Below are 19254 nucleotides of genomic sequence, written 5' to 3' on the forward strand. Positions count from 1 at the left end.
GCGCATTCCGCACGCGGACGCCACGGTCAAGCCGACACAGCACCTTGCGTCGGTATGGACTTGACAGGGACCGAACGGCGGCTGCTGTGGACCGGAACGGCGCTGGCGGGCGTGCTCCACCTACTCGTTCCGGGGCTATTACTGTCGGTGGCGCGGTTGGGCTACCGCTGGGTGCTGGCGGTGGAGTTCGCACCGACGACAGAGTCACGACGGCGGGTCCGGCTGCTCGGCGTCGCGTTCCTTGGTTTTGCAGCGGTGCTGAAACGGATACTCGACTGAAACGAGAGTTACTGCACGGCTGACTCGACGTACTCGACGGCCTCGGCCGGCGTCTCGACGTGTTCGATGGCGTCGCCGCCGGCCACGCTGTCGAGGCGGTGCGTTCCGAGGCCGGCCACTGGCCGGTCCATGTCGAGCGCGTGGCCGAGTTCCGAGAGCGTCCCGGTCCCGCCGTCGACGGCGATGACGGCCGCACCGTTCAGCACGACGAGAACGTTCCGGGCGTTGCCCATGCCCGTCGCAATAGCTGTCTGGACGTAGTCGTTGGCTGCTGCGGTGTGTTCGCCCGGCAAGATACCGACAGTGTGACCGCCGGCCTCGTGTGCGCCCCGGCAGACTGCCTCCATCACGCCGGTGAGACCGCCACAGACGACATCGTGGCCCTGCTCACCGAGCAGTTTCCCGACCGCACGTGCCTGTCGGTACTGTTCGTCGGTAACTGTCGAGCCGCCGATGACCGAGACGCGCATGGCTGATCGTGCAGCGGAAAACGGAAAAACGTCTCAGGTTACAGCTGGTCGAGCCAGTCCTGTGCGCGGGACTCGCTGGTTTCGGCGATGTCGGCCAGTTCGGCCGCGTCGTACTCGGCAAGGTCGGCAACGGTTTCGATACCGGCGTCGTGCAGCCGGTCGGCGTAGGTCGGGCCGATGCCGGAGACGGTAGCGACGTCGGCAGGACTGTCGTCGGCCTCGGCATCGCCGTCGGTGTCACCGGTCGCGTCGACGTCGATTTCGTCGAGCGCCGACTGGTCGGTTTCGTCGTCCGATGCGTTCGCCGGCGACTCGACCTCGATATCGACTTCCTCGCTCCCCGTGCTGCGCTCGGAGTACCACTCGGCGACCTCGGGCCAGAGGTCGGCGTGGGTCGACGACGAGACGGAGAGGCCGATGTGGCCCGTCGAGAACTCGATGGTTCGCGTGTCGTCGCTGGCGATGACATCGTTGAACGGCTTGGAGGCCTCCGGCGGGATGAGGTGGTCGTACTCGCCCATGAGCTGGAGGACGGGCATGTCGATGTTGTCCAGGTCGACGTGCTTGCCGTTGAGCTCCAGTTCGTTCTTGTAGAGTTTGTTGTCCTGGTACACGTCTTCGAGGAACTGGACGTATGCCTCGCCGGCCACGTCGATACCGTCGCCGAGCCATTTCTCCATCCGACCGAAGTTCTCGACAAAGCCCTCGTTCTCCATGTTCTCCGCGAAGCGGATGTACTTCGTGACGTAGTTCTCGACGGGGTCCATCAGCGCGAAGCCGATGTCGAGCATGTCCGCGGGGACGTTGCCGAACGTGTCGACGACGTCACGCGGGGAGTAGTACTCGTCGGAGCCCCACTCTTCGAGGACGCCGCCCGTGTGGTCGAAGCACAGCCCGGCGGCCATCAGCCCCAGGGTGTTGACTTTCTCCTTGTGGAGGGCGGTGTACATTACCGACATCGTGCCCCCCATGCAGTAGCCGAGGATGTTGATGGCGTCCTGGCCGGAGCGCTCGCGGACCACGTCGACGCAGTTGTCCATGTAGCGGTTGACGTAGTCGTCGAGGGTGAGGTGCTGGTCGAGCCGCGACGGCTCGTTCCAGTCGATGAGGTACACGTCGTGGCCCGCCTCCAGCAGGCGTCGGACGACCGACCGCTCCTCCTGCAGGTCGAGGATGTACGGCCGGTTGATCAGCGCGTAGACGATGAGGATCGGTACGGCTTCTTTGTCCTCCTCGGCGACCTCGATGCCAGCGGCCTCGGCGTCGTAGTGGAGGAGTTCGAGCTTGTTCTCCTCGTACACGACGTTGCTTGGCGTCTGACCGACTTCGACGGACTCCATCAGTTCGAGTCGCTCGTCGGCGATCTGACTGGTCTCGGCGGCGTCAGTCATGTTCTCCAGGGTCTTGCGCTGCCAGTTGAGCGCGGCTTCGAACGGATTGAACGGGTTGCTGGACATGGTTACTCTTCCAGGTGTTCGAGGACGCGGTCAAGCTTCTGTTCGACTGCGTGCTGGCGGCGCTCCAGCTCGATGAGTCGCTCCGCGATCTCGTCGACGTCGTTGCGCGTCGGGAAGCCGAGCTGTTCCAGCGTGTCCTGGCTCAGGTCGTCGGCCTCCTGTTGCATCTCCATCATCGACTCGACGAGCTGGCCGTTGGCAGCCGCAAAGGCCGAGGTACCCATGACGTGCTTGAACGCCTCGTTGGCGGACTGCAGCCAGATATCGCGGAACTCTGCGGGGTCGACGTCCTCGCCCTGTGCGGCGTCGGTCGAGCGTTCGACCATCTGCTCGGCGGCGTCGATCCACTCCTCGTAGGCGCGATTGTAGCCGTCCATCCCGTCGGCAAGGTCCTCTTGCTCCGGGATCGTATCCTCGACAGCGTCGGCCCACGACTCCACGAAGGCCGCCTGGGCCTTCATGTTCTGCTCCATCGAGTCAGCGACCGCGTTGTTCATCTCCTCAACCATCTCCGTCCATTCGTCCTGGATGTCGTTTGTGTTACTCATAATAGTACCTCGGCGGCGGGCGCACAAAAAAACCGACTGTCGTACTTACGCTTCGACGTCGACTGCGTCGGCGGCTTCGGCCTGCACTTCCTCGACCTGCTCCTGAATCTCTTCGACCTGCTCTTGCACTTCTTCGAGCTGCTCGCCGAACTGCTCGGCGGCTTCGACGGACTGGTCTTCGAGTTCCTCGTGGGCCTCGACGAGCATGTCGACCTGCTCGTTGACGGCACTGACGTACTCGTCGGTCATCTCGTCGTAGGTGTCGGCGCCCTCTTCGAGCTCCGCTTCCATGTTGTCGAAGATTTCGGCGTGGTTCTCGAGCAGGAAGTCGAACTGCTCGTCGACGGTTTCGCGGATCTGCTCGACAGTCTCGGTCATGCCGGGCATCGCCGACGCCATCGCGTCGAGGTAGCTGTGGAAGGCGGTCTGCTGGAGCTCGACGCCGCGGCGCTGAGCCGACTCCTGCGTGTCGAGGCTGTCGATGACCGCGTTGTTGACGTTCTTCTGGAAGGAAACGCTCTGTTCGAGCGCCTTCTGGCTCTGCTCGATCGTGGTACGCTGCATCTCGAACGCTGTCGTGACGGGGGTTGTGTAGTCTACCATTGTTGGATTACTCGCTGTTGTTAGTGACCGGGAGGACGACGGCTTGAACGATATCGCCTTCGTCGATGCCAAGCGCCTCGCGCTCCGCATCGGGGATGCTGATTCGACCCCCGCTTTGCACGCGGGTCTTGAACGTCGCCATCTGGCTCATGGCACCGAGCTGATTCATATCGAAACTCGGCATGCCACCGTTGGCAAACATCTGTTTCATCAGCTGCTGTTGCTGTTCCATCGCGTTCTCGCTCGCCTGTTGCATCCCCTTGAACATCGGAGGCCACATCAGGCCATCATCCTCGTCGGCCATCGGTCAACTACATGTACACTCCTCAACAATATAAAACTTCCGCTAAAAACCACTGAGTACCATTGAATGGTAGAGAATGGTATTAGCGGCTAAGCGGCGGCGAGGGGAGTGTTGCGCCCTGCAGCACCGATAACTGAGAACCCAAATGCGCGTCTGACGCCCGTTAGACGGTGTTTATCGCCAGCTGAGGCGAAACCAACACCAAGGTTTAATACTCCGACCAATAAACTACCAGAACAGATGAGTTCTGAATCGCCCCGAAACCCGCTGTTAGACACATGGACTGAGACATCGTCACATATGTTCAACAGCGTCGTCGCAGCTAACCGGGCAGCGTTCGCTGCGTTCGGCGTCCAGCAGGAGGACGAAAACGGCGTAACGCCAGCGGATCGTATCGAACCGGACGAAGATCTCCCGGAATGGCACGTCTCGATCTCCGAAGACCACCCGGGTCGCCTCGGCGTCGGGGACCACGTCGATTTCACGAAGACGATCTCGGAGAACGACGTTCGCCAGTTCGCCGCCGCGAGCGGCGACACGAACCCGCTCCACCTCGACGACGAGTTCGCCGAGCAGACCCGTTTCCGCGGCCGTATCGCCCACGGGACGCTCGTCGGCAGCCTCATCAGCGCGGCGCTCGCGCGCCTGCCGGGGCTGACGATCTATCTCTCACAGGACCTGGAGTTCCACAACCCGGTCCGCATCGGCGACCGTCTCACCGCCGAGTGTGAGATCGTCGAGGACCTCGGCGACGAACAGTACCGGCTGACCACGCGCGTCCTCGCTGACGACGAGGTCGTCATCGACGGTGAAGCGGTCGTCCTCATCGACGACCTGCCGGAATAATCAGCAGAACGCTCGAAGGGCCCGGTTGAAGCGGTCGGGGTGTTCCCGCGGCGGACAGTGTCCGCAGTCGTCGAAAATTTTCAGCGTGCTATCAGTGACTGTCCCAGCCGCCTGTTCGGACCACCGACGGGGAAGCAGCGGATCGGCGGCCCCGTGGATCAACATCGTCGGCACGTCGATCTCGTCTAACCGGTCGGAGTAGTCGGTCCGGAACCCACACCACCGGAACTCGCTGCGCTGCCAGCGCCGCATCGCCCGGACGGTCTGTCGGTCCACGGCGCTGTCGAGATCCTCGACCAGTTGCTGTGGCGGCTCGCCGGGACCCATACTCCGGAGACTGTTCCGGATTGCCGTTTGAGACGACCCCACGCCCTGCCAGAGCATGTTGCCGAGTATCGGCGTCTGCAAGACGCTACTGGCCGCTGTCCGCCAGTAGGCGTCGGCTCCCAGCCCGTAGCTATCGACTAACACCAGGCGTTCGACGGGGCCCCCGTCGAGCGTGTGGCCGAGCGCGATTGCGCCGCCCATCGAAAGGCCAGCCAGCGCGGGTTCCTCGATGCCGAGCGCGTCGATGAACTCGGCCACGGTCTCCAGGTAGTAGTCGGTCGTGTATGCCCGGTCGGGCTTGTCGCTGTCGCCGTGACCCGGTAGATCGAGCGCATACACCGTTCGCTCTGACGCGAGTGCGGGGAGTGCGTGTCGCCACGAGACGGTCGCGGCGTCCAGCCCGATGCCGTGGAGAAACACCAACGGCGGCCCCTCGCCGCCGGTCCGGTAGTGAATGTCAACGTCCTCGCCGTCGACGGACAGGTCGACGCGTTCGGACGTAATCCCTGTAGTCATCGGCGTTCGTTCGGGACTGAAAGCGTATGAGCCTTTGTATCCGCTCAGTTGTCGCGGCATCAGTTACCGGGGCCGCTCACTCGGAGCGCTCGTACGCACCCTCGCGCCGGAGTCGGGCCTGCTCGCGGACGATAGCCGGCGTCCGACACCGGCCCGGTTCGCCGGTGACCTGCGGCACGGTGCAGTTGTTACAGCTCTCACACAGCGCGTCCGCGCCCTCAAGCAGGCGCGCGCCGAGCCGCGGTTCGGCGTAGAACGGGCGGGCCAGCCCGACTGCGTCGGCGGCGGGAGCGGCCCCGGCCGCGCCGAGATACCGGTCGCAGTCGGCACGCGTCCGGAGTCCGCCCTCCAGCAGGACCGGGACGTCCACGCGCTCGCGGACCGCCCGACAGAAGTCGGCGTTCCAGCCCGGGTCGCGGCCGAACCGGCGGGCCTGCAGTCTGTTGAGTAATCGGACGGTACGCGCTCGCAGCCGGCCGCCGAAGACCGCCGCGTAGTCGTCCTGCAGGTCGCTCGCGTCCCAGGCTCGATCCGGGAACGCGCCGCGGACGATGCTCATGTCCCAGAACGGCGACACCTCGACCGGAACCAGGCCGTCGTAGCCGATGGCCGCCGCTCGCTCGGCGATTGCGATACCATCCGCCCGGGAGAGGTGCCGTCGAACGAAATTCGGTGTAGCGGTCTCAGCCGGGACTTTCGTGACCAGCGGTACGTCCCCGGCGTGTGCCCGGACGGCGTCGTGGACCGCTTCGAGGAACCGGACGCCGTCGGCGAATTCGTCGTCACGGCGGTTGTAAAACGGCGAGAGGAACTGCTGTATCAGGCTCATGTTGGCCGCCGAGAGGTGAATCCCGTCGTAGCCCGCGTCGACGGCGTAGCCGGCACACCGCCCGAACTGCTCGGTCAGTTTCCACACCTCGCTCGTCGAAAGCACGTCGGGTTGCAGCGAAATCAGTCCGGCCCGGTCAAGCGCGCGGAGCTGCCAGGGCGGGCGGCTGACGGCGAGCTGGCGCTGGTTCGGATGCTGTCGGCGATACTCGGCGTGCCACGTCGCCATGCTTCGGAGGCCGCCGTGAGCTAGTTGCAGGAAGACCCGCCCCCCGTGGTCGTGAATCGCACCGGTGAGCCGTTCGAGTCGCTCGACGAAGGCCGGGTCGTGGACCCGCGTCATGTTCGGCGCGGCACAGCCGCCGCGGTCGGTGACGATACTCGCCCCCTGAAAGAGGAGGCCGACACCGGAGGCTGCCGTCGGTTCGAGTTCGTCGATAAGCGTGTCGACGGCGCCCTCGCCGTTGCCGGCACACTCCAGTACCGGTGCGCGGTACAGCCGGTTCAGGACCTCGACGCCGCCGATCTGCAGCGGCGTCTCCAGGTCGGTCACGACTGCTCGCGCTCGTCGAACGTCGCCTCGTTGCGGGTGCGGTTCTGCGGTGTCACCTGCCGAATGGCCGCCCGGACCTCGGTCGGCGAGTCGAACTCGCCGTCGGTACCGTGCTCGATTGCGGCCGAGAGGTCCGCGGCGGGCGGGTCGGCGCTGCCGTACTCGTCTGCCAGTTCCTCCACGCGGACCGGGTACGCGGCCCCGCCGGTGGTGCGGTCGACCGTCGCCTCGACCCGGCGGGCGCGCTCGCTGGCCCGCTGCCGTGCCGTCCGCTGTGGGTCCATGTGTAGTAGTAACACAGAAGTCGTCAAAATTCTATCGCTACTTCTCGACCGGCAACAGCGCGACGCGCTCCCGGACAGCGTCGGAAAGCCCACCGGCCGTCGCGGCGAGTTCGGTGTCCGTCACATCAAAGAACGCCCGGACGCGGTCTTCGTCGTACTCGCCCAGCGTGGACGTAGCCGTAAGCCGCTCACGAGCGTCGTTCGCGGCCGCTTCAATGCCGTCTCCATCCCCGTTTCTCACGTGGGAATTGTGGGTTTCAGGGCCCGTGACGACGGCGACCACGGGGCAGTCCCCCTCGCTGACGCCCATCGTCAACGCGCGGTTGATCTGGCGGCGGCCGGCCGCGTACAGCAGTATCTCGACGCCGAAATCCTCGGCAATGGCGTCGTCCCGGTCGTGGGCCCGAGCCGCGAGTTCGACGGCCAGTTCCAGATGGGCCTGGTCGACGACGTAGCGGGCATCGAAGGCCTGGACCGTGACGCCGTGGCGGTCGCCGATAGCGCCGAGCGTCTCCACGAACGCGCCCACGTCGTCGATATCTGCAGTGCCCTCGACAACCCGCATCAGAAATCACCCAGACTCGACTGGTCGTCGCTTGCCGTCGCTTCCTTCTCCCGGTCCATTCCGGAACCGTCATCGAGGTCGACGGAGACATCGGGTGCGGGCTCGACGCCCTCCATCGACGGGTCGCGGTGGCCGGCGTTCTCCAGCACGTTCTCCGCCGTCTTCCGACGGCCACGGAGCGCCGCCAGGACGACCGACTTATCGGCGTCCCGGAGCTGTGCGCGGTCGGTGATGCCGGCCTGGAACAGCCGCCGGGCGCGCTTGCGGCCGACACCGCGGACGCCGGCCAAATCGACCAGTTCCTCGCGGACGCCGTGTTCGACACGGATGCGAGCCTCGCTGATGGCCCGTGCGGCGTCTAAGTCGACTTCGCTTGCCAGCGATTCGGCGGCCCCGAGCAGCCACTGGGCCGTCTCGACCTTCCCGCGGATGTCGCCCGGGCCGACGCCGTAGCGGTCCGTGATGGTCGCCTCGTCGACTTCCGTGGCCCAATCTTCGAGCAGGCGGGCGGTCTTCAGCGCCGAGAGCCAGTCCTCGAAGCGGCCCTCCTCGAACTCCGACGGCGTGGGGCCGAGCAGTTCGTCCTCGCGCTCGAACAGTTCCATCTCGTACTCCTCGCGGTCGCCCGAACGGAGATACAGCTGGTACATGTCCGGCGTGCGCGAGACGAGGTGGTACAGGCCCAGCGCGGAGATGTCGTCCGGATCGGCGTCCTCGTCTCCATCGGCCCCGTCAGCGTCCGCAGCCAGTTCGCTCGCAGTAGTAAAACCGCTGTCCGCCGGCGGGTCCGCGGGCGCGTCGGCCGGCGATCCGCTCGCGGAGGTGCTGTCACTTGCGCCCCGCTCCCAGTCCCGGAGGCCGTCGACGATTTCGGCGGCGCTCATCGGGTCCAGGTAGAGCCGCGAGACGGTGTGGCCCAGAGAGGTGGCATCCAGTTCCCCGGCCTCGATTTCGAGGAAGTCGTTGCGCTGGAGGTAGGTGAGCACGTCGTCGACCACCCGTTCGAGTTGGCCGCTGTCGTCGGTCTGGCTGGCGTACAGCGTCTGTTCCAGGAACTCCAGCAATCCGTCTCGAGAGCGGGCGAAGCCGGAGGCGACGGTCGCGAGGATATGGGTCCGCAGGGCCGGTTCGGCGGCGAGTTTCGACCGGACCGGCTCCGGGTCGGCCCAGACGTAGCGCTCGAACAGCTCGTCCACTTCGTCGTGACTGGACGCGATGAGTACTGCCTCGCCGTACGGGTCGAGCCCCGGACGGCCGGCCCGCCCCATCATCTGATGCACTTCCAGCACCGACAGCGGGGCCATCCCGCCGGCCGAGCCGTCGTAGCGTCGCCAGTCGCGGACGACGACGCGCCGGGAGGGCGTGTTGACGCCGGCCGCGAGCGTCGGTGTCGCACAGACGACTTTCACCAGCCGGTCCCGGAAGGCGTCCTCGACGAGTTCCCGATGGCCGCGCGAGAGGCCGGCGTGGTGAAACGCCGCCCCGTCGGCGACAGCATCGGCCAGGTCGTCGCTCGTCTCCGTGTCGCTCACGTCGCGGATCTCCTCGGCGATGTCGGCCAGTTGGGTCCGCTCCTCGTCGGTGAGGTGTGGGCGGACAGTGTTGGCCAGCCGGCCCGCCGCCGCCTCGGCGTTGCGTCGGGAGTTGACGAACACCAGCGTCGACCCGTCGTCTTCCAGCGTATCGCGGACGATAGCCGCCGTCTGTTTCTCGTTGTTCTGCACCGAGAGCCGCTGCTGGCTCCCGTCTTCGAGGTGTAGCGCCTGCCCGTAGTGAACCCCCTTCTGGAGGTCGATGGGCCGCCAGTCGGAGTCGACGAGGCCCGCGTCGAGCCACGTCGCCAGCGCCTCGGCGTTGCCGATGGTCGCCGACAGCGCGACGGTCTGCAGGTCGGGGTTGAGCCGACGGAGCTTCGCCAGCGTCACCTCAAGCGTCGGCCCCCGCTCGCCGTCGTCGACGAGGTGGACCTCGTCGGTGACGACGCAGGTGAGGTCCTCGATCCAGGGGGCGTCGTTGCGCACGAGCGAGTCCACTTTCTCGCTGGTAGCGACGACGATGTCCTTGTCGGCGAGCCACCCGCCCTCGGATTCGTAGTTGCCCGTCGAGACGCCGATGTCGAGGCCGTACTGTTCGAACTCCTCGAAGTCGGCCTGCTTCTCGCTTGCCAGCGCCCGCAACGGGACGATGTACAACGCCTTCCCGCCGCGAGCGACCGATGAGAGCATCGCTAGCTCGGCGATGAGCGTCTTCCCGCTCGCCGTCGGGATCGACGCGACCAGGTTCTCCCCTTCGGTGACGCCGGCCTCGACAGCCTCGGCCTGGGGCGGGTACAGCTCCTCGATGCCGTCGTCGCGCAGGTGGTCCGGGAGCCACTCGGGCACGCCCGGCAGGTCCGCAACGTCCATTACACCCCGCTTGGGTCCTGTCCCGATTTAAACTGTCGCACTGCAACCGCCTCGCCACGCGGGCCACGCGCCGAGGGGAACGCCTTTGCCCGCGAGCGGCCAAGACGTGGTATGCGAGTCGAGTACGACTACGACACCTGTATCGGCATGTTCCAGTGTGTCGCCGAGTGGGACGCCTTCGAGCGCGACGAAGACGCTGGCAAAGCGGTACTGGCGGACAGCGAGGAACGCGAGGAAGACGTGTTCGTCCGGGACGTGCCCGACGACGCCGAACTGGACGCGAAGCTCGCGGCCCGGTCCTGTCCGGTCGACGCCATCACCATCTACGACGACGACGGCGAGCAACTCATTCCCTGATTGTTCCCTCGACAGTCGCTTCGAGCACGACAGTTCCAGCGGCGTCTGGGGGAGTCTCAGCTGCCGCATCGCCCCGATTGACCCGCCGGACGGTCACGTCACCGACCAGATTTACGCCGCCATCCGTACGCGGGTCGACGCTCGCCACTTCCATCGTACAGACCAGCCGTTCGCCGGTGTACACCGGGCGCTGGAACTGCAGGTCCATCCGCGAGGCCAGGACTTCCAGGTCGCCGCCGATGCTGGTCAGCAGTGACGCGGTGAGCAATCCCTGGACCATCCGCCGCCCGTCCCCATCAGGCTCAGTATGGCGGGCCTGGTCGTCCCCGGAGAGGGCGGCGAACTGGTCGACATCTTCGGGCCGGAACGTCCGCGTCTCGGTGAACGTCTCGCCGACTTCGACGGGAGGCATGTGCTGGCTGTCGGCGCTCTCCGGGAAAAACCCCCGGCCGCGTCCCGAAACCCACAGGGGGCTGGCCTCCCGAGACCAGGGCGATGGCGAATGGTGGGCCCCTCCGCCGCCTGCTGACTGCGGTCCCGGCGATGCTGGCCAGCGCAGGCCTCGTCGACCGCGAGAAGGCAACGGCCGCGACCGACCTCGCCGCGCCGGTGATGGTCACCGGTGGCCTCCGCATCCTGCTGCGTCTCGCCGACTTCCTGATGGTTGGCTTGGCGCTCGGGGACGCGGCCATCGCCGGCCTCGAACTCGGCTTCCAGTACTACTTCGTCGGGTTCGGGCTCTCGCTGGCGGTGTCCTCCGGGACGATCAGCGTCGTCTCGCGGCTGCAGGGGGCCGACCAGCCCGAGCGGGCGAACCTCGCCGTCAAGCAGTCGCTGTGGCTCGCGTTGCTCATCTCCCTCCCGCTGTCGGCGCTGTGCTGGCGCTATCCCGAGCTGCTGGTGGGCGTGCTCACCGACGACGCGGCGACCATCCGCTTCGGCGCGACGTATCTGGCTATCGTGATGCTCTCGCTGGCCCCGCGGTTCTGGAGCATGGTCGCCGCTCGCGCGCTGGCCGGCAGCGCAGACACCCGAACGCCGATGTACGTCCGCCTGCTCACGCTGCCGACGAACGTCGCGCTCAACGCCGTCCTCATCTTCGGGGTCGGCCCGTTCCCCGACCTCGGCATCGCCGGTGCGGCGTGGGGCACAGCCATCGCCAACACGCTCGCGGCGGTAATCTTCCTCGCACTGCTGCTGTCCGGGCGCTACGTCGTCACGCTCCGGCCCGGCGGCCCGCAGTTCAGCGCCGATCTCCTGCGGGAAATCGTCCGCGTGGCGCTCCCGCTGACCGGGATGCGGCTGCTCCAGACGTTCGCCCGCTTCCCGTTCCTGTTCATCCTCGGCGTCCTGGGGACGCCGACGCTCGCGGCCTACGCCATCGGCCGCCGGGTGATGCTACTCGCGCTGATGCCGGCGTGGGGCTATGCGACCGCCGCGTCGACGCTGGTCGGGCAGTCGCTCGGGGCCGGCGACGAACGGGAAGCGACCGCCTACGGCTGGCAGACGCTCCGGGTCGCTCTTGCCGTCCAGCTGTTCGTGGCGCTCCTGCTCGTGGTGTTCGCCCGCCCAATCGTCGCCCTGTTCGGGACCGCCTACCCCGACCTGGCGGCGGCGTTCGTCCGCGTGTTCGGCCTGCTCGTCGCCGGCTTCTCTATCTCCCGGACGATGCGGGGCAGTCTGCGGGGCGCTGGCGACACCCGCTGGCCGCTGTACGGCACCATCCTCGGCGGCTACTGCTACCGGCTCCCGGTGGCCGCCCTCGCCCTCCCGACGTCGTTCGTCGTGACAATTCCGGTTCTCGGCATCGCCGTCTCGCCGGGACTCGGACTCGGGCTGCCGGCTATCTTCGCCGCGCTCGTCGGTGACTTCTACCTGAAGGCCGCGGTCAACGCCGGCCGGTTCTGGTCAGGCGGATGGCGGGCGGTGGCCAGGCGGTCAGGCGTGGGCGCGGCCGACGACTAAGCCGCGTAGACCGTACAGCCGTTGGTCACTCGACCTGCGCGACGGCTTCAACCTCGACGACGGCCTCAGATGTGGCTAGCCCGCTCACTTCCACCATCGTTGCCACGGGGCGAACGTCATCGAAAAACTCGCTGTGGGCCTCGCCGACCCGTTCCTGGTCGTCGATATCGGTGACGTACATCCGGGTCTGGACCACGTCCTCGATGGACGCATCGAGGGCTGACAGCGCGTCCGCGACGATACCGAAGGCGTGTTTCGTCTGTTCGTACGGGTCACCCGGCGCGACGACCTCGCCGTCGTCGTCGGTGGCGATGGTGCCGGCGACGCGGACGGTGTCACCTGCGCGTAGCGCCCGCGAGTAACCGACCTGTTGTTCCCAGTCGGTGCCCGTCGAAGTGCGTTCGCGTCGCATACCCGGTGGACGCTGCGGACCCCGAAAATCGTTTCTCAAGTTTTAATGTCCGGCCCGAGATACCCATTGGCATGAGCAAGGCCACGAAAATTGTCCTCGGAACCATTGGCGTGTCAGCACTGCTGTCGATCGGCATCGTCATCAACCTCGTCCTGTTCTCGGCGTAGATGTTCACCGAGCGTTCACTGACCGGCGAACTGCCGGCAGTACGTGAGGCCTACGCCCCGGAGACGCTCGTACTGAACTGCGACCGCGACTTCGAGACCTTAGATCCCGCTGTCGCGGAAGAGCTACTGCTGGTGACGGACAGCCTCGACCAGATTTCCTACGACGGCGCGTGGCTCCCGACGACGGCCCCGGAAGTGCTACAGGAGTACATCGGCAACGACCTCACCATCGGGATGCCGGGCGACGGTGGCGTCGCCTGGACTCGCCAGACCGAACCCCCCTGCGTGTTCGTCAAGCCACGACTGGAAACCTCGCCGGACGACTTCGTCTCGTTTCTCGTCGCCGAGGCGCTGGTCGAGGTCAGCCTCGACGAGCCCGAGCATTTTCTTGGCTTCTTCGCCGAGCAGTACCCGGCGTTCGTGGCCGCCACGGAGGACCACCTCGACGCCAACGCCCGGTACCAGCTCGCAGCAGCCCTTTACACGGCGTATCTCGGGCTCCAGACCCGGGCGGAATTCGCCGACTGGGCCGGCGACTACCCCGACCTGTACGCGGCGTGGGACGACGCCGGCGAGCGGCTACAGCCCCGCCTCGAAGACCTCCCGAGCGAGATCGCACAGGGCCAGACGGAGTTCCCCGCGGCCGCGGAGCTGGCCTGTAGCGGCGTCAAACATGGGCTCGATCTGCCCGCGCCGTTTGCGGCCCTGGACACCGACGCCTATCTGGAGTACGGGGCCGACTACGCCGTCCAGTGGGCCGAGACGACCTTCGAGAAGATGGACTGAGAGGCCGAAATTGGAAGAGAGTCGGTTCGAACCCGGAACGAACTCAGTCGAGACTTCGAAAAACGGCCTTTTACCCGCCTCACGTCGTCCCGGTCGGGAGGTCACCCTCCCGAGATCACATGGACGAGCCCACTCCGACCCGACGACGACTCCTCCGCGCGACCGGGGCCCTCACGATGGCCGCGGTCGGCGTGGGTACCACCGGCACCGCGGCCGCCGGTGCAGGCAACGACAACGGCAAACAGTTCGGTCGCGTCTACGCCGACGACGTGTTGTGGCGCACGAACGTCGTGCACGTCCTCGACGAGCGACCGGACCCCGAGGACAGGATATACTTCCTCCACGACGGCAATGGCCCGATTACGGCCAACGAAGACGCGAACGCGGGCCAGCTGTCCCCGTTCGTCTCTGAATCGGCCCCCGGTGACCGTGACTGGAACGGTGGCCAGTGGACCCACTTCAGCGCCGAGGTGACGGACATCGAGGCGTTCAACGAGGACGCACCGGTCACGAACGACACGGCCGTCCTCGACGCCGACTACATCGAGACGAGTCTCGGTCGGCCCGGCTTCGGCCCGCCGGACTTCTTCGTCTGTCCGCTGAACGGTCGCGCCTGAGACCGTTCGGCCCTACGGTTCTCTGCGTTTGCGCCAGAATACATCGTATTACAGCCGCTCCAGCACCGCGTCGGCGTCGTAGTTGAGCGTCAGCTCCCGCGACCGACCGCGACCCCCGACGTTGGTGTAGTCGGCGTCGATGATGTCGAGCTGGTCGAGCTTGTTGATGATCTCGGAGTAGCGGGTGTAGCCCAAGTCCGTCTGCTCGGAGAAAGCGTCGTAGATATCGCCGGCCTGCTGGCCGTCGTGGGCGGCGATGACCTCCACGAGCGCGGTTTCCGAGTCCGACAGCTCCCGCAATCGGCGGGAGAGATGGACGTATTTGGACTTGTCGTAGGCCGCCTCGACGTCCTGCGTCTCGACGGAGCGGGAGGCGCGCATCTCGGCGTTCATTCCGGCCCGGCGCAGGAGGTCGATGCCGACCCGGAGGTCCCCGCCCTGTTCCTCGGTCAGTTCGGCGACGCGGTCTAACACTGTGGGGCCGACGACACCCTCGTTGAACCCCCGGTCGGCGCGCTCGCCCAGGATGTCCGCGATTTCGGCCTGTCCGTAGGGGTTGAAGTACACCTCCTCCGGGCGGAACACGGACTGGACACGCGTATCGAGCGCGTCGATGACGTTCAGTTCGAGGTCCGAGGAGACGCAGATGACGCCGATTTTCGCGCCCGAGTGGGCTTCGTGGGCGCGCAACAGCGAGTACAGCGTGTCGCTGGCCTCGCTCTCGTAGAACAGGTAGTTCACGTCGTCCAGGGCGACGACGAGCACCTCGTCTTCCTCGACCAGCTTGTCGGTGATCTGTGAGAACAGCTTCTTGAAGGAGATGCCCGAGGACGGCGGCTCGTAGTCGAATATCTCGGCGAAGAGACGGGAGAAGACGGCATAGCGCGTCGAGTCCATCTGGCAGTTCACCCGGACGGTTTTCACGTCTGTCTGGGCGGTGAGTTCATCGAACAGAATCTGGACGGCCGTTGTCTTCCCCGTTCCGGGCGGCCCGCGGGCGATGACGTTGAGCGGGCGCGACCCCCGAACGGCCGGCCGGAGCGCGTACTTCAGCGTCTCCATCTGGGTGTCCCGGTGTTTGAACGTCTCCGGGAGCCAGTCGATCTCGAAGACGTGTTCGTCCCGAAAGACGGACTCGTCCCAGCCGAGCATCCGGTCCTCGGGGTCGTCGCTCATCACTTTCACCGAGCTTCGCGGCGCACTTAACCATTTGCCACAGTTTCACAATCAGTGACAGATACACGACGTCTGGGGTCGATCACTACTCGAACTTCCCGAGCAGGTCGCTGTAGAAGCCGTCGTCGTCGGTCCCGTCGTCGGCGAGCTTCTCGACGATGAGCTCCGGCGTCGAGCGGGCGAGTTTCCCCTTCACCGGCGAGCGCTCGACGCGCAGTTCGCCGTCCTCCAGCCCCTTTGCCTCGATGCCGTCGATGCTGATGTCGGTCTCGGCGGCCGCGCGGATGTCGCGCGCGAGGTGGGAGACGAAGATGGCCGTGGCCTGGCGCTCGCCCAGCGCTTCGAGGATGCCGGCCATGATCTTCGCGCTCGCACCGGGCTCGGTGATCGATTCGAGTTCGTCGACAAGCACCATCACCGGTCGGTCGTCGGTCCCGGCCGCTGGCCCGTCGGTAGCGGCACCGTCGTCTGGGTCCGGGTTGCGATGATCGACATCCGCAACGAGGTCCCCGAACTCCCGTAGCGTGGCCTCGAACGCGCCGGCGTCCAGCGTGCCCTGAGTCTTTGCGTGGTAGTGGAGTTCGGAAATCCGTCCGACGCGGGCCGACTCGGCCGGGACTGGCAGGCCCATGTGGGCAAGCGTCGTCACCAGCGCCACCAGGTCAAGCGTCGAGGTCTTCCCGCCGCTGTTGACCCCAGAGAGGACTGTGACGCCCTCGACGGCGTAGTCGACCGGTTCGACATCGTCGAAAGGCACGTCGAGCAGCGGCGAGCGCCCGCCCTCGATGGCGACGCCCTCGGATTCAGTCAGTTCCGGCATTGCACAGTCGAAGTCGTCGGCGAAGCGGGCAATCGCCAACTCCACGTCGAGTTCGAGCGCGGCGTCGACCAGCGCTGCGGCGTCGTCACGCATCTCGGCGAGGTCGTCGGCCAGGTCCCGCTTCCGGCGGGTGGCGCGTCGGTCGCGTGCGGCGGTGAGTTCCTCGCGGAGGCGGGCGACGACGTCCTCGCTGTGTTCGACCGGGTAGGCCGGCTCGTCGGGGAACGCCCGGCGCGCCGTCGCCTCCATGTCCCGGAGCGCCAGCGCGTCGACGAGGTGGTCCCGGGCCTTCTCGACGGCGGCGGCGTACTCGTCAGCCAGTTCCCGCTGGAGCAGCGAGTCCACGCCCGCGCCGCGCTCGACCAGCGACAGCAGGTCCGTCCCTTCGATGGTCACGTCCTGCTCCTCGATGGCCTCACGGAGGTGGTCGTTCGCGACGCTCTCGGCCGTCGACACCGCTGCGTCGAGGTCGTCGACGGCGGTGGTGAGGCGGTCGAGTTCCTCGTCGCCGGTGACGCTCCCGTCCTCGTCTAGCTGGTCGAGCGCCGACAGCAGCGTCTCCAGGTCACACGGCGCGTCGAGGTCGGCGACGCGGTGGACCTCGGCGGCGGCCCGTATCCGGTCGCGGTTGCGGGCGAAGAAGGTGAGTACGCGTTCGGGCACGACGGATTCGGGCTCTTCGAGCGCGTTCGGTTCCACGCGCACGTCGCCCTCGATGTCGACACCGGCGAAGGCCTCGTCCAGCGCGACGACCGTCGAGTACGACCGGGCGAGTTCGGCCAGCTGGCGGGCGTCGTCGACGACCTCGACGCTGACCTCCGGAATCGCGGCCTGCGCGTCGGCGTAGCGCTCGGCATCGCGGGTCGCCAGACACCGGTCCCGGACCCGCACGTCGCCGGGCTCGGAAAGCGGTTCGACGGCCGACAGCGCGTCGAGAACCGCCGCCTCGGGTTCTCGCTCCATCGCCGACTCGGCGAACGCCCGGACTTCCTCGATGCGGCTGCGGACGCCGCTCGGGTAGATCGTTTCCAATCGTTTCGCGGCGTAGTCGGTCACCGTCCGGTCGGTCAGCAGGGCCAGCGCGTCCTCGTGGATCTCTCTGGCGCGTTTCGTCGCGGCGAACCCGCCGGGGTCGTCGTGTTCGGCCCGGATCGCGCCGCGAGCGATGCGGGCGGCCCGCCCCTCGCTGATGCCCGGTGCGCGGGCGAGTGACGCCACGTCGCCGTCCCGGAGTGCCGCCTCCGGGTCGTCCAGTTCCCGGAGCGCCGCGGCTGTCTTCGCCCCGACGCCCGGAACCGATTCGAGCTCCATCTGCCCGCTCATTCGACGCCAGCGAGAAAAAACCCGTCGCCAGCGCCTGCTCCAGCGGTGCGATGTGACACCGCCGTCAGCCCGGCCAGCCGAACACCGAACGCGAAGGCGTTTTTGCGCTCCACCGAGAAGGGAGTTCCATGTCTGCTGTTTCGGAGAAGCTAGCGGCCGCCCGCGAAGACCTCGAATCGCGCGACGGCGTGCTCATCGCCTTCTCCGGTGGTGTGGATTCGAGTGTCGTCGCCGCCCTTGCCCACGACGCCCTCGGCGACGACGCCATCGCCTGTACCGCCAAGTCCGAGACGCTCCCCGCCGCCGAACTGGAGGACGCCACCCGCGTCGCCGAGGAGATCGGCATCCGCCACGAAATCGTGGAGTTCTCCGAACTCAGTAGTGATGAATTCATCCAGAACGACGACATGCGCTGTTACCACTGCCGGTCGATGCGGCTGGGCGCGATGTACGACCGCGCCCGTGAACTCGACATCGACGTGGTGTGTGACGGCACGAACGCCTCCGACGTTGGCGAGGGCCATCGTCCCGGGCTGCGCGCCGTCGAGGAGCTGGACGCCTACTCGCCGCTGCTGGAACACGACATCGAGAAGTCGGAGGTTCGGGAGATCGCCCGCGAGTACGACCTCTCCGTGGCCGACAAGCCCTCGATGGCCTGCCTCTCCTCGCGCATCCCGACCGGGCTCGAAGTCACCGAGGAGCGCCTCTCCCGCGTCGAGAAGGCCGAGCGCCTCCTGCGGACGTGGGGCTTCGAGCAGTTCCGCGTGCGCGACCACGACGGCCTCGCCCGCATCGAGGTCGGGGAGGAAGAACTCGAAACGGCGCTCGACCCCGACTTCGTCCGGACCGCCCGCGACCACATCGAGGACTGTGGCTTCGACCACGTGACGCTCGACCTCCACGGCTACGAGACGGGGAGTGTGAGCCCCGAGACGGAGGAACCAGCCGAAGAGGAGACTGAAGACGTGGTCAGCAACGTCTTCGACGCCGACTATCCCTCCGTCGACTGAGGGCTCAGTCCAGCAGACTGCGCCAGCCGGTCAGTTCTTCGCCGACCAGTTCCGGGTCGCCGCCGTCGAGCCGGATCTCGTTGACGGCGCAATTGTCCTGTGAGTGCTCGGCCAGCGCCGCGTTCGGGTCTCTGTCCGTGAGTTTCGCCAGCAAGACCTTGATGACGCCGCCGTGGGTGACCACCAGCGTCGTCTCGCCGGCCTCGGTGGTCGTGATCGCCCGGTCCCAGGCCGACTCGACCCGCCCGCGGAAGGTGGGTATTCCTTCGCCACCCTCGGGGGCTGCATCGAGCGAGATGACGCTCGCGTCCCGGTCGTGGTCGGGGAACTCCGCAAACAGTTCCTCGGCGTACAGACCCTGCACGACCCCGAAGCCGCGCTCGCGCCAGTCGGTGTCGAATTCGGGGTCGGGGAGGCCGTCGTAGCCGTCAGCGGCCGCAGCGGCCGTCTCGCGAGTCCGACGGAGGTCAGAGGCGAAGACGCGGTCCACGTCGTAGCGGTCGTCGAGCCACGCGCCGAACGCCCTGGCCTGCGTCTGTCCCTGGTCGGTCAGCCGGCTCGGGGCCCATCCCTGGATGCGTCCGTCGCGGTTCCACGTCGTCTCGCCGTGCCGGGCGACGAGCAGCGTCCCCATCC

At 66.8% G+C, this 19254-nt stretch carries 23 protein-coding genes; 8 read left to right on the top strand and 15 right to left on the bottom strand.

Annotated features, from left to right (window positions below):
- The first annotated feature begins 54 nt into the window (after positions 1 to 54).
- Complete coding sequence (locus ACY9XZ_RS05470; protein ID WP_463456055.1) at positions 55 to 279, top strand: hypothetical protein; 225 nt, start codon at positions 55 to 57, stop codon at positions 277 to 279.
- A gap of 8 nt (positions 280 to 287) precedes the next feature.
- Here the strand turns inward: ACY9XZ_RS05470 and ACY9XZ_RS05475 are convergent, their stop codons facing one another.
- From ACY9XZ_RS05475 to ACY9XZ_RS05495, 5 genes are read right to left on the bottom strand one after another with little or no spacing between them, the layout of a single operon-like run.
- Entirely contained in the window at positions 288 to 749 is a 462-nt protein-coding gene (locus ACY9XZ_RS05475; protein WP_463456056.1) for a TIGR00725 family protein, read from the bottom strand.
- 38 nt (positions 750 to 787) lie between these two features.
- Positions 788 to 2206: a poly(3-hydroxyalkanoate) polymerase subunit PhaC gene (gene phaC / locus ACY9XZ_RS05480; RefSeq protein WP_463456057.1), complete on the bottom strand. Its 1419-nt coding sequence runs from the start codon at positions 2204 to 2206 to the stop codon at positions 788 to 790.
- A 2-nt stretch (positions 2207 to 2208) separates the two neighbouring features.
- A complete protein-coding gene (locus ACY9XZ_RS05485) occupies positions 2209 to 2754 on the bottom strand; it encodes a poly(R)-hydroxyalkanoic acid synthase subunit PhaE (RefSeq protein WP_463456058.1) in 546 nt (181 codons plus the stop codon).
- A gap of 45 nt (positions 2755 to 2799) precedes the next feature.
- Positions 2800 to 3357, bottom strand: a complete 558-nt coding sequence (locus ACY9XZ_RS05490; RefSeq protein ID WP_463456059.1) for a hypothetical protein — start codon at positions 3355 to 3357, stop codon at positions 2800 to 2802.
- Positions 3358 to 3364: 7 nt separating this feature from the next.
- Complete coding sequence (locus ACY9XZ_RS05495; RefSeq protein ID WP_188975973.1) at positions 3365 to 3661, bottom strand: AbrB/MazE/SpoVT family DNA-binding domain-containing protein; 297 nt, start codon at positions 3659 to 3661, stop codon at positions 3365 to 3367.
- A gap of 300 nt (positions 3662 to 3961) precedes the next feature.
- Between ACY9XZ_RS05495 and ACY9XZ_RS05500 the strand changes: the two genes are divergently transcribed.
- On the top strand, positions 3962 to 4507 hold the full coding sequence (locus tag ACY9XZ_RS05500) for a MaoC family dehydratase (RefSeq protein WP_424327582.1): 546 nt from the start codon (positions 3962 to 3964) through the stop codon (positions 4505 to 4507).
- Here ACY9XZ_RS05500 and ACY9XZ_RS05505 read toward each other — a convergent pair whose 3' ends face one another.
- The 5 genes from ACY9XZ_RS05505 to ACY9XZ_RS05525 all read right to left on the bottom strand — a co-directional run bounded on the left by ACY9XZ_RS05505 (position 4508) and on the right by ACY9XZ_RS05525 (position 9985).
- Positions 4508 to 5350, bottom strand: a complete 843-nt coding sequence (locus tag ACY9XZ_RS05505; RefSeq protein ID WP_463456060.1) for an alpha/beta fold hydrolase — start codon at positions 5348 to 5350, stop codon at positions 4508 to 4510.
- A 76-nt stretch (positions 5351 to 5426) separates the two neighbouring features.
- Positions 5427 to 6731, bottom strand: a complete 1305-nt coding sequence (locus tag ACY9XZ_RS05510) for an oxidoreductase (protein WP_463456061.1) — start codon at positions 6729 to 6731, stop codon at positions 5427 to 5429.
- Positions 6728 to 7015, bottom strand: coding sequence for a hypothetical protein (locus ACY9XZ_RS05515; protein ID WP_463456062.1), 288 nt, complete (start codon positions 7013 to 7015; stop codon positions 6728 to 6730). The genes ACY9XZ_RS05510 and ACY9XZ_RS05515 overlap by 4 nt, the downstream gene beginning before the upstream one ends.
- A gap of 37 nt (positions 7016 to 7052) precedes the next feature.
- Positions 7053 to 7580 carry a KEOPS complex subunit Cgi121 gene (cgi121, locus tag ACY9XZ_RS05520; RefSeq protein WP_463456063.1) on the bottom strand — a complete coding sequence of 176 codons (528 nt, stop codon included), beginning with the start codon at positions 7578 to 7580 and terminating at the stop codon, positions 7053 to 7055.
- A complete protein-coding gene (locus tag ACY9XZ_RS05525; RefSeq protein ID WP_463456064.1) occupies positions 7580 to 9985 on the bottom strand; it encodes an ATP-dependent DNA helicase in 2406 nt (801 codons plus the stop codon). Before ACY9XZ_RS05525 ends, cgi121 begins: the two co-directional genes overlap by 1 nt.
- A 111-nt stretch (positions 9986 to 10096) precedes the next feature.
- Between ACY9XZ_RS05525 and ACY9XZ_RS05530 the strand changes: the two genes are divergently transcribed.
- A complete protein-coding gene (locus ACY9XZ_RS05530; protein ID WP_463456065.1) occupies positions 10097 to 10342 on the top strand; it encodes a ferredoxin in 246 nt (81 codons plus the stop codon).
- Here the strand turns inward: ACY9XZ_RS05530 and ACY9XZ_RS05535 are convergent.
- Positions 10332 to 10754 (bottom strand): hotdog family protein, encoded by a 423-nt coding sequence (locus ACY9XZ_RS05535; protein WP_463456066.1) that lies wholly within the window; start codon positions 10752 to 10754, stop codon positions 10332 to 10334. The two genes, ACY9XZ_RS05530 and ACY9XZ_RS05535, sit on opposite strands and share 11 nt — an antisense overlap.
- An 83-nt stretch (positions 10755 to 10837) precedes the next feature.
- Between ACY9XZ_RS05535 and ACY9XZ_RS05540 the strand changes: the two genes are divergently transcribed.
- A complete protein-coding gene (locus tag ACY9XZ_RS05540) occupies positions 10838 to 12307 on the top strand; it encodes an MATE family efflux transporter (protein WP_463456067.1) in 1470 nt (489 codons plus the stop codon).
- A gap of 25 nt (positions 12308 to 12332) precedes the next feature.
- Here ACY9XZ_RS05540 and ACY9XZ_RS05545 read toward each other — a convergent pair whose 3' ends face one another.
- Positions 12333 to 12719, bottom strand: coding sequence for a RidA family protein (locus ACY9XZ_RS05545; RefSeq protein WP_463456068.1), 387 nt, complete (start codon positions 12717 to 12719; stop codon positions 12333 to 12335).
- 71 nt (positions 12720 to 12790) lie between these two features.
- Between ACY9XZ_RS05545 and ACY9XZ_RS05550 the strand changes: the two genes are divergently transcribed.
- The 3 genes from ACY9XZ_RS05550 to ACY9XZ_RS05560 all read left to right on the top strand — a co-directional run bounded on the left by ACY9XZ_RS05550 (position 12791) and on the right by ACY9XZ_RS05560 (position 14289).
- Positions 12791 to 12886: a hypothetical protein gene (locus ACY9XZ_RS05550; protein ID WP_008306998.1), complete on the top strand. Its 96-nt coding sequence runs from the start codon at positions 12791 to 12793 to the stop codon at positions 12884 to 12886.
- On the top strand, positions 12887 to 13672 hold the full coding sequence (locus tag ACY9XZ_RS05555) for a DUF7089 family protein (protein ID WP_463456069.1): 786 nt from the start codon (positions 12887 to 12889) through the stop codon (positions 13670 to 13672).
- A 119-nt stretch (positions 13673 to 13791) separates the two neighbouring features.
- Positions 13792 to 14289, top strand: a complete 498-nt coding sequence (locus ACY9XZ_RS05560; RefSeq protein ID WP_463456070.1) for a hypothetical protein — start codon at positions 13792 to 13794, stop codon at positions 14287 to 14289.
- A 48-nt stretch (positions 14290 to 14337) separates the two neighbouring features.
- Here the strand turns inward: ACY9XZ_RS05560 and ACY9XZ_RS05565 are convergent, their stop codons facing one another.
- Positions 14338 to 15465: an ORC1-type DNA replication protein gene (locus tag ACY9XZ_RS05565; RefSeq protein WP_463456071.1), complete on the bottom strand. Its 1128-nt coding sequence runs from the start codon at positions 15463 to 15465 to the stop codon at positions 14338 to 14340.
- 85 nt (positions 15466 to 15550) lie between these two features.
- Positions 15551 to 17596: a helix-hairpin-helix domain-containing protein gene (locus ACY9XZ_RS05570; protein WP_463456072.1), complete on the bottom strand. Its 2046-nt coding sequence runs from the start codon at positions 17594 to 17596 to the stop codon at positions 15551 to 15553.
- A gap of 140 nt (positions 17597 to 17736) precedes the next feature.
- On the opposite strand from ACY9XZ_RS05570, the gene larE reads away from it, so the two are divergent.
- A complete protein-coding gene (gene larE / locus ACY9XZ_RS05575) occupies positions 17737 to 18618 on the top strand; it encodes an ATP-dependent sacrificial sulfur transferase LarE (protein WP_463456073.1) in 882 nt (293 codons plus the stop codon).
- Between the two features lie 4 nt (positions 18619 to 18622).
- Here larE and ACY9XZ_RS05580 read toward each other — a convergent pair whose 3' ends face one another.
- Positions 18623 to 19252 (bottom strand): histidine phosphatase family protein, encoded by a 630-nt coding sequence (locus ACY9XZ_RS05580; protein ID WP_463456074.1) that lies wholly within the window; start codon positions 19250 to 19252, stop codon positions 18623 to 18625.
- Positions 19253 to 19254: the final 2 nt, after the last annotated feature.

The sequence above is a fragment of the Haloarcula sp. HT12 genome (assembly GCF_055271655.1).

Bases quoted from the DNA above. Each gene is read 5' to 3' on its own strand.
- ACY9XZ_RS05470 (WP_463456055.1), top strand. From the start codon at position 55: ATGGACTTGACAGGGACCGAACGGCGGCTGCTGTGGACCGGAACGGCG.
- ACY9XZ_RS05475 (WP_463456056.1), bottom strand. From the start codon at position 749: ATGCGCGTCTCGGTCATCGGCGGCTCGACAGTTACCGACGAACAGTAC.
- phaC (WP_463456057.1), bottom strand. From the start codon at position 2,206: ATGTCCAGCAACCCGTTCAATCCGTTCGAAGCCGCGCTCAACTGGCAG.
- ACY9XZ_RS05485 (WP_463456058.1), bottom strand. From the start codon at position 2,754: ATGAGTAACACAAACGACATCCAGGACGAATGGACGGAGATGGTTGAG.
- ACY9XZ_RS05490 (WP_463456059.1), bottom strand. From the start codon at position 3,357: ATGGTAGACTACACAACCCCCGTCACGACAGCGTTCGAGATGCAGCGT.
- ACY9XZ_RS05495 (WP_188975973.1), bottom strand. From the start codon at position 3,661: ATGGCCGACGAGGATGATGGCCTGATGTGGCCTCCGATGTTCAAGGGG.
- ACY9XZ_RS05500 (WP_424327582.1), top strand. From the start codon at position 3,962: ATGTTCAACAGCGTCGTCGCAGCTAACCGGGCAGCGTTCGCTGCGTTC.
- ACY9XZ_RS05505 (WP_463456060.1), bottom strand. From the start codon at position 5,350: ATGACTACAGGGATTACGTCCGAACGCGTCGACCTGTCCGTCGACGGC.
- ACY9XZ_RS05515 (WP_463456062.1), bottom strand. From the start codon at position 7,015: ATGGACCCACAGCGGACGGCACGGCAGCGGGCCAGCGAGCGCGCCCGC.
- cgi121 (WP_463456063.1), bottom strand. From the start codon at position 7,580: ATGCGGGTTGTCGAGGGCACTGCAGATATCGACGACGTGGGCGCGTTC.
- ACY9XZ_RS05525 (WP_463456064.1), bottom strand. From the start codon at position 9,985: ATGGACGTTGCGGACCTGCCGGGCGTGCCCGAGTGGCTCCCGGACCAC.
- ACY9XZ_RS05530 (WP_463456065.1), top strand. From the start codon at position 10,097: ATGCGAGTCGAGTACGACTACGACACCTGTATCGGCATGTTCCAGTGT.
- ACY9XZ_RS05535 (WP_463456066.1), bottom strand. From the start codon at position 10,754: ATGCCTCCCGTCGAAGTCGGCGAGACGTTCACCGAGACGCGGACGTTC.
- ACY9XZ_RS05540 (WP_463456067.1), top strand. From the start codon at position 10,838: ATGGCGAATGGTGGGCCCCTCCGCCGCCTGCTGACTGCGGTCCCGGCG.
- ACY9XZ_RS05545 (WP_463456068.1), bottom strand. From the start codon at position 12,719: ATGCGACGCGAACGCACTTCGACGGGCACCGACTGGGAACAACAGGTC.
- ACY9XZ_RS05550 (WP_008306998.1), top strand. From the start codon at position 12,791: ATGAGCAAGGCCACGAAAATTGTCCTCGGAACCATTGGCGTGTCAGCA.
- ACY9XZ_RS05555 (WP_463456069.1), top strand. From the start codon at position 12,887: ATGTTCACCGAGCGTTCACTGACCGGCGAACTGCCGGCAGTACGTGAG.
- ACY9XZ_RS05560 (WP_463456070.1), top strand. From the start codon at position 13,792: ATGGACGAGCCCACTCCGACCCGACGACGACTCCTCCGCGCGACCGGG.
- ACY9XZ_RS05565 (WP_463456071.1), bottom strand. From the start codon at position 15,465: ATGAGCGACGACCCCGAGGACCGGATGCTCGGCTGGGACGAGTCCGTC.
- ACY9XZ_RS05570 (WP_463456072.1), bottom strand. From the start codon at position 17,596: ATGGAGCTCGAATCGGTTCCGGGCGTCGGGGCGAAGACAGCCGCGGCG.
- larE (WP_463456073.1), top strand. From the start codon at position 17,737: ATGTCTGCTGTTTCGGAGAAGCTAGCGGCCGCCCGCGAAGACCTCGAA.
- ACY9XZ_RS05580 (WP_463456074.1), bottom strand. From the start codon at position 19,252: ATGGGGACGCTGCTCGTCGCCCGGCACGGCGAGACGACGTGGAACCGC.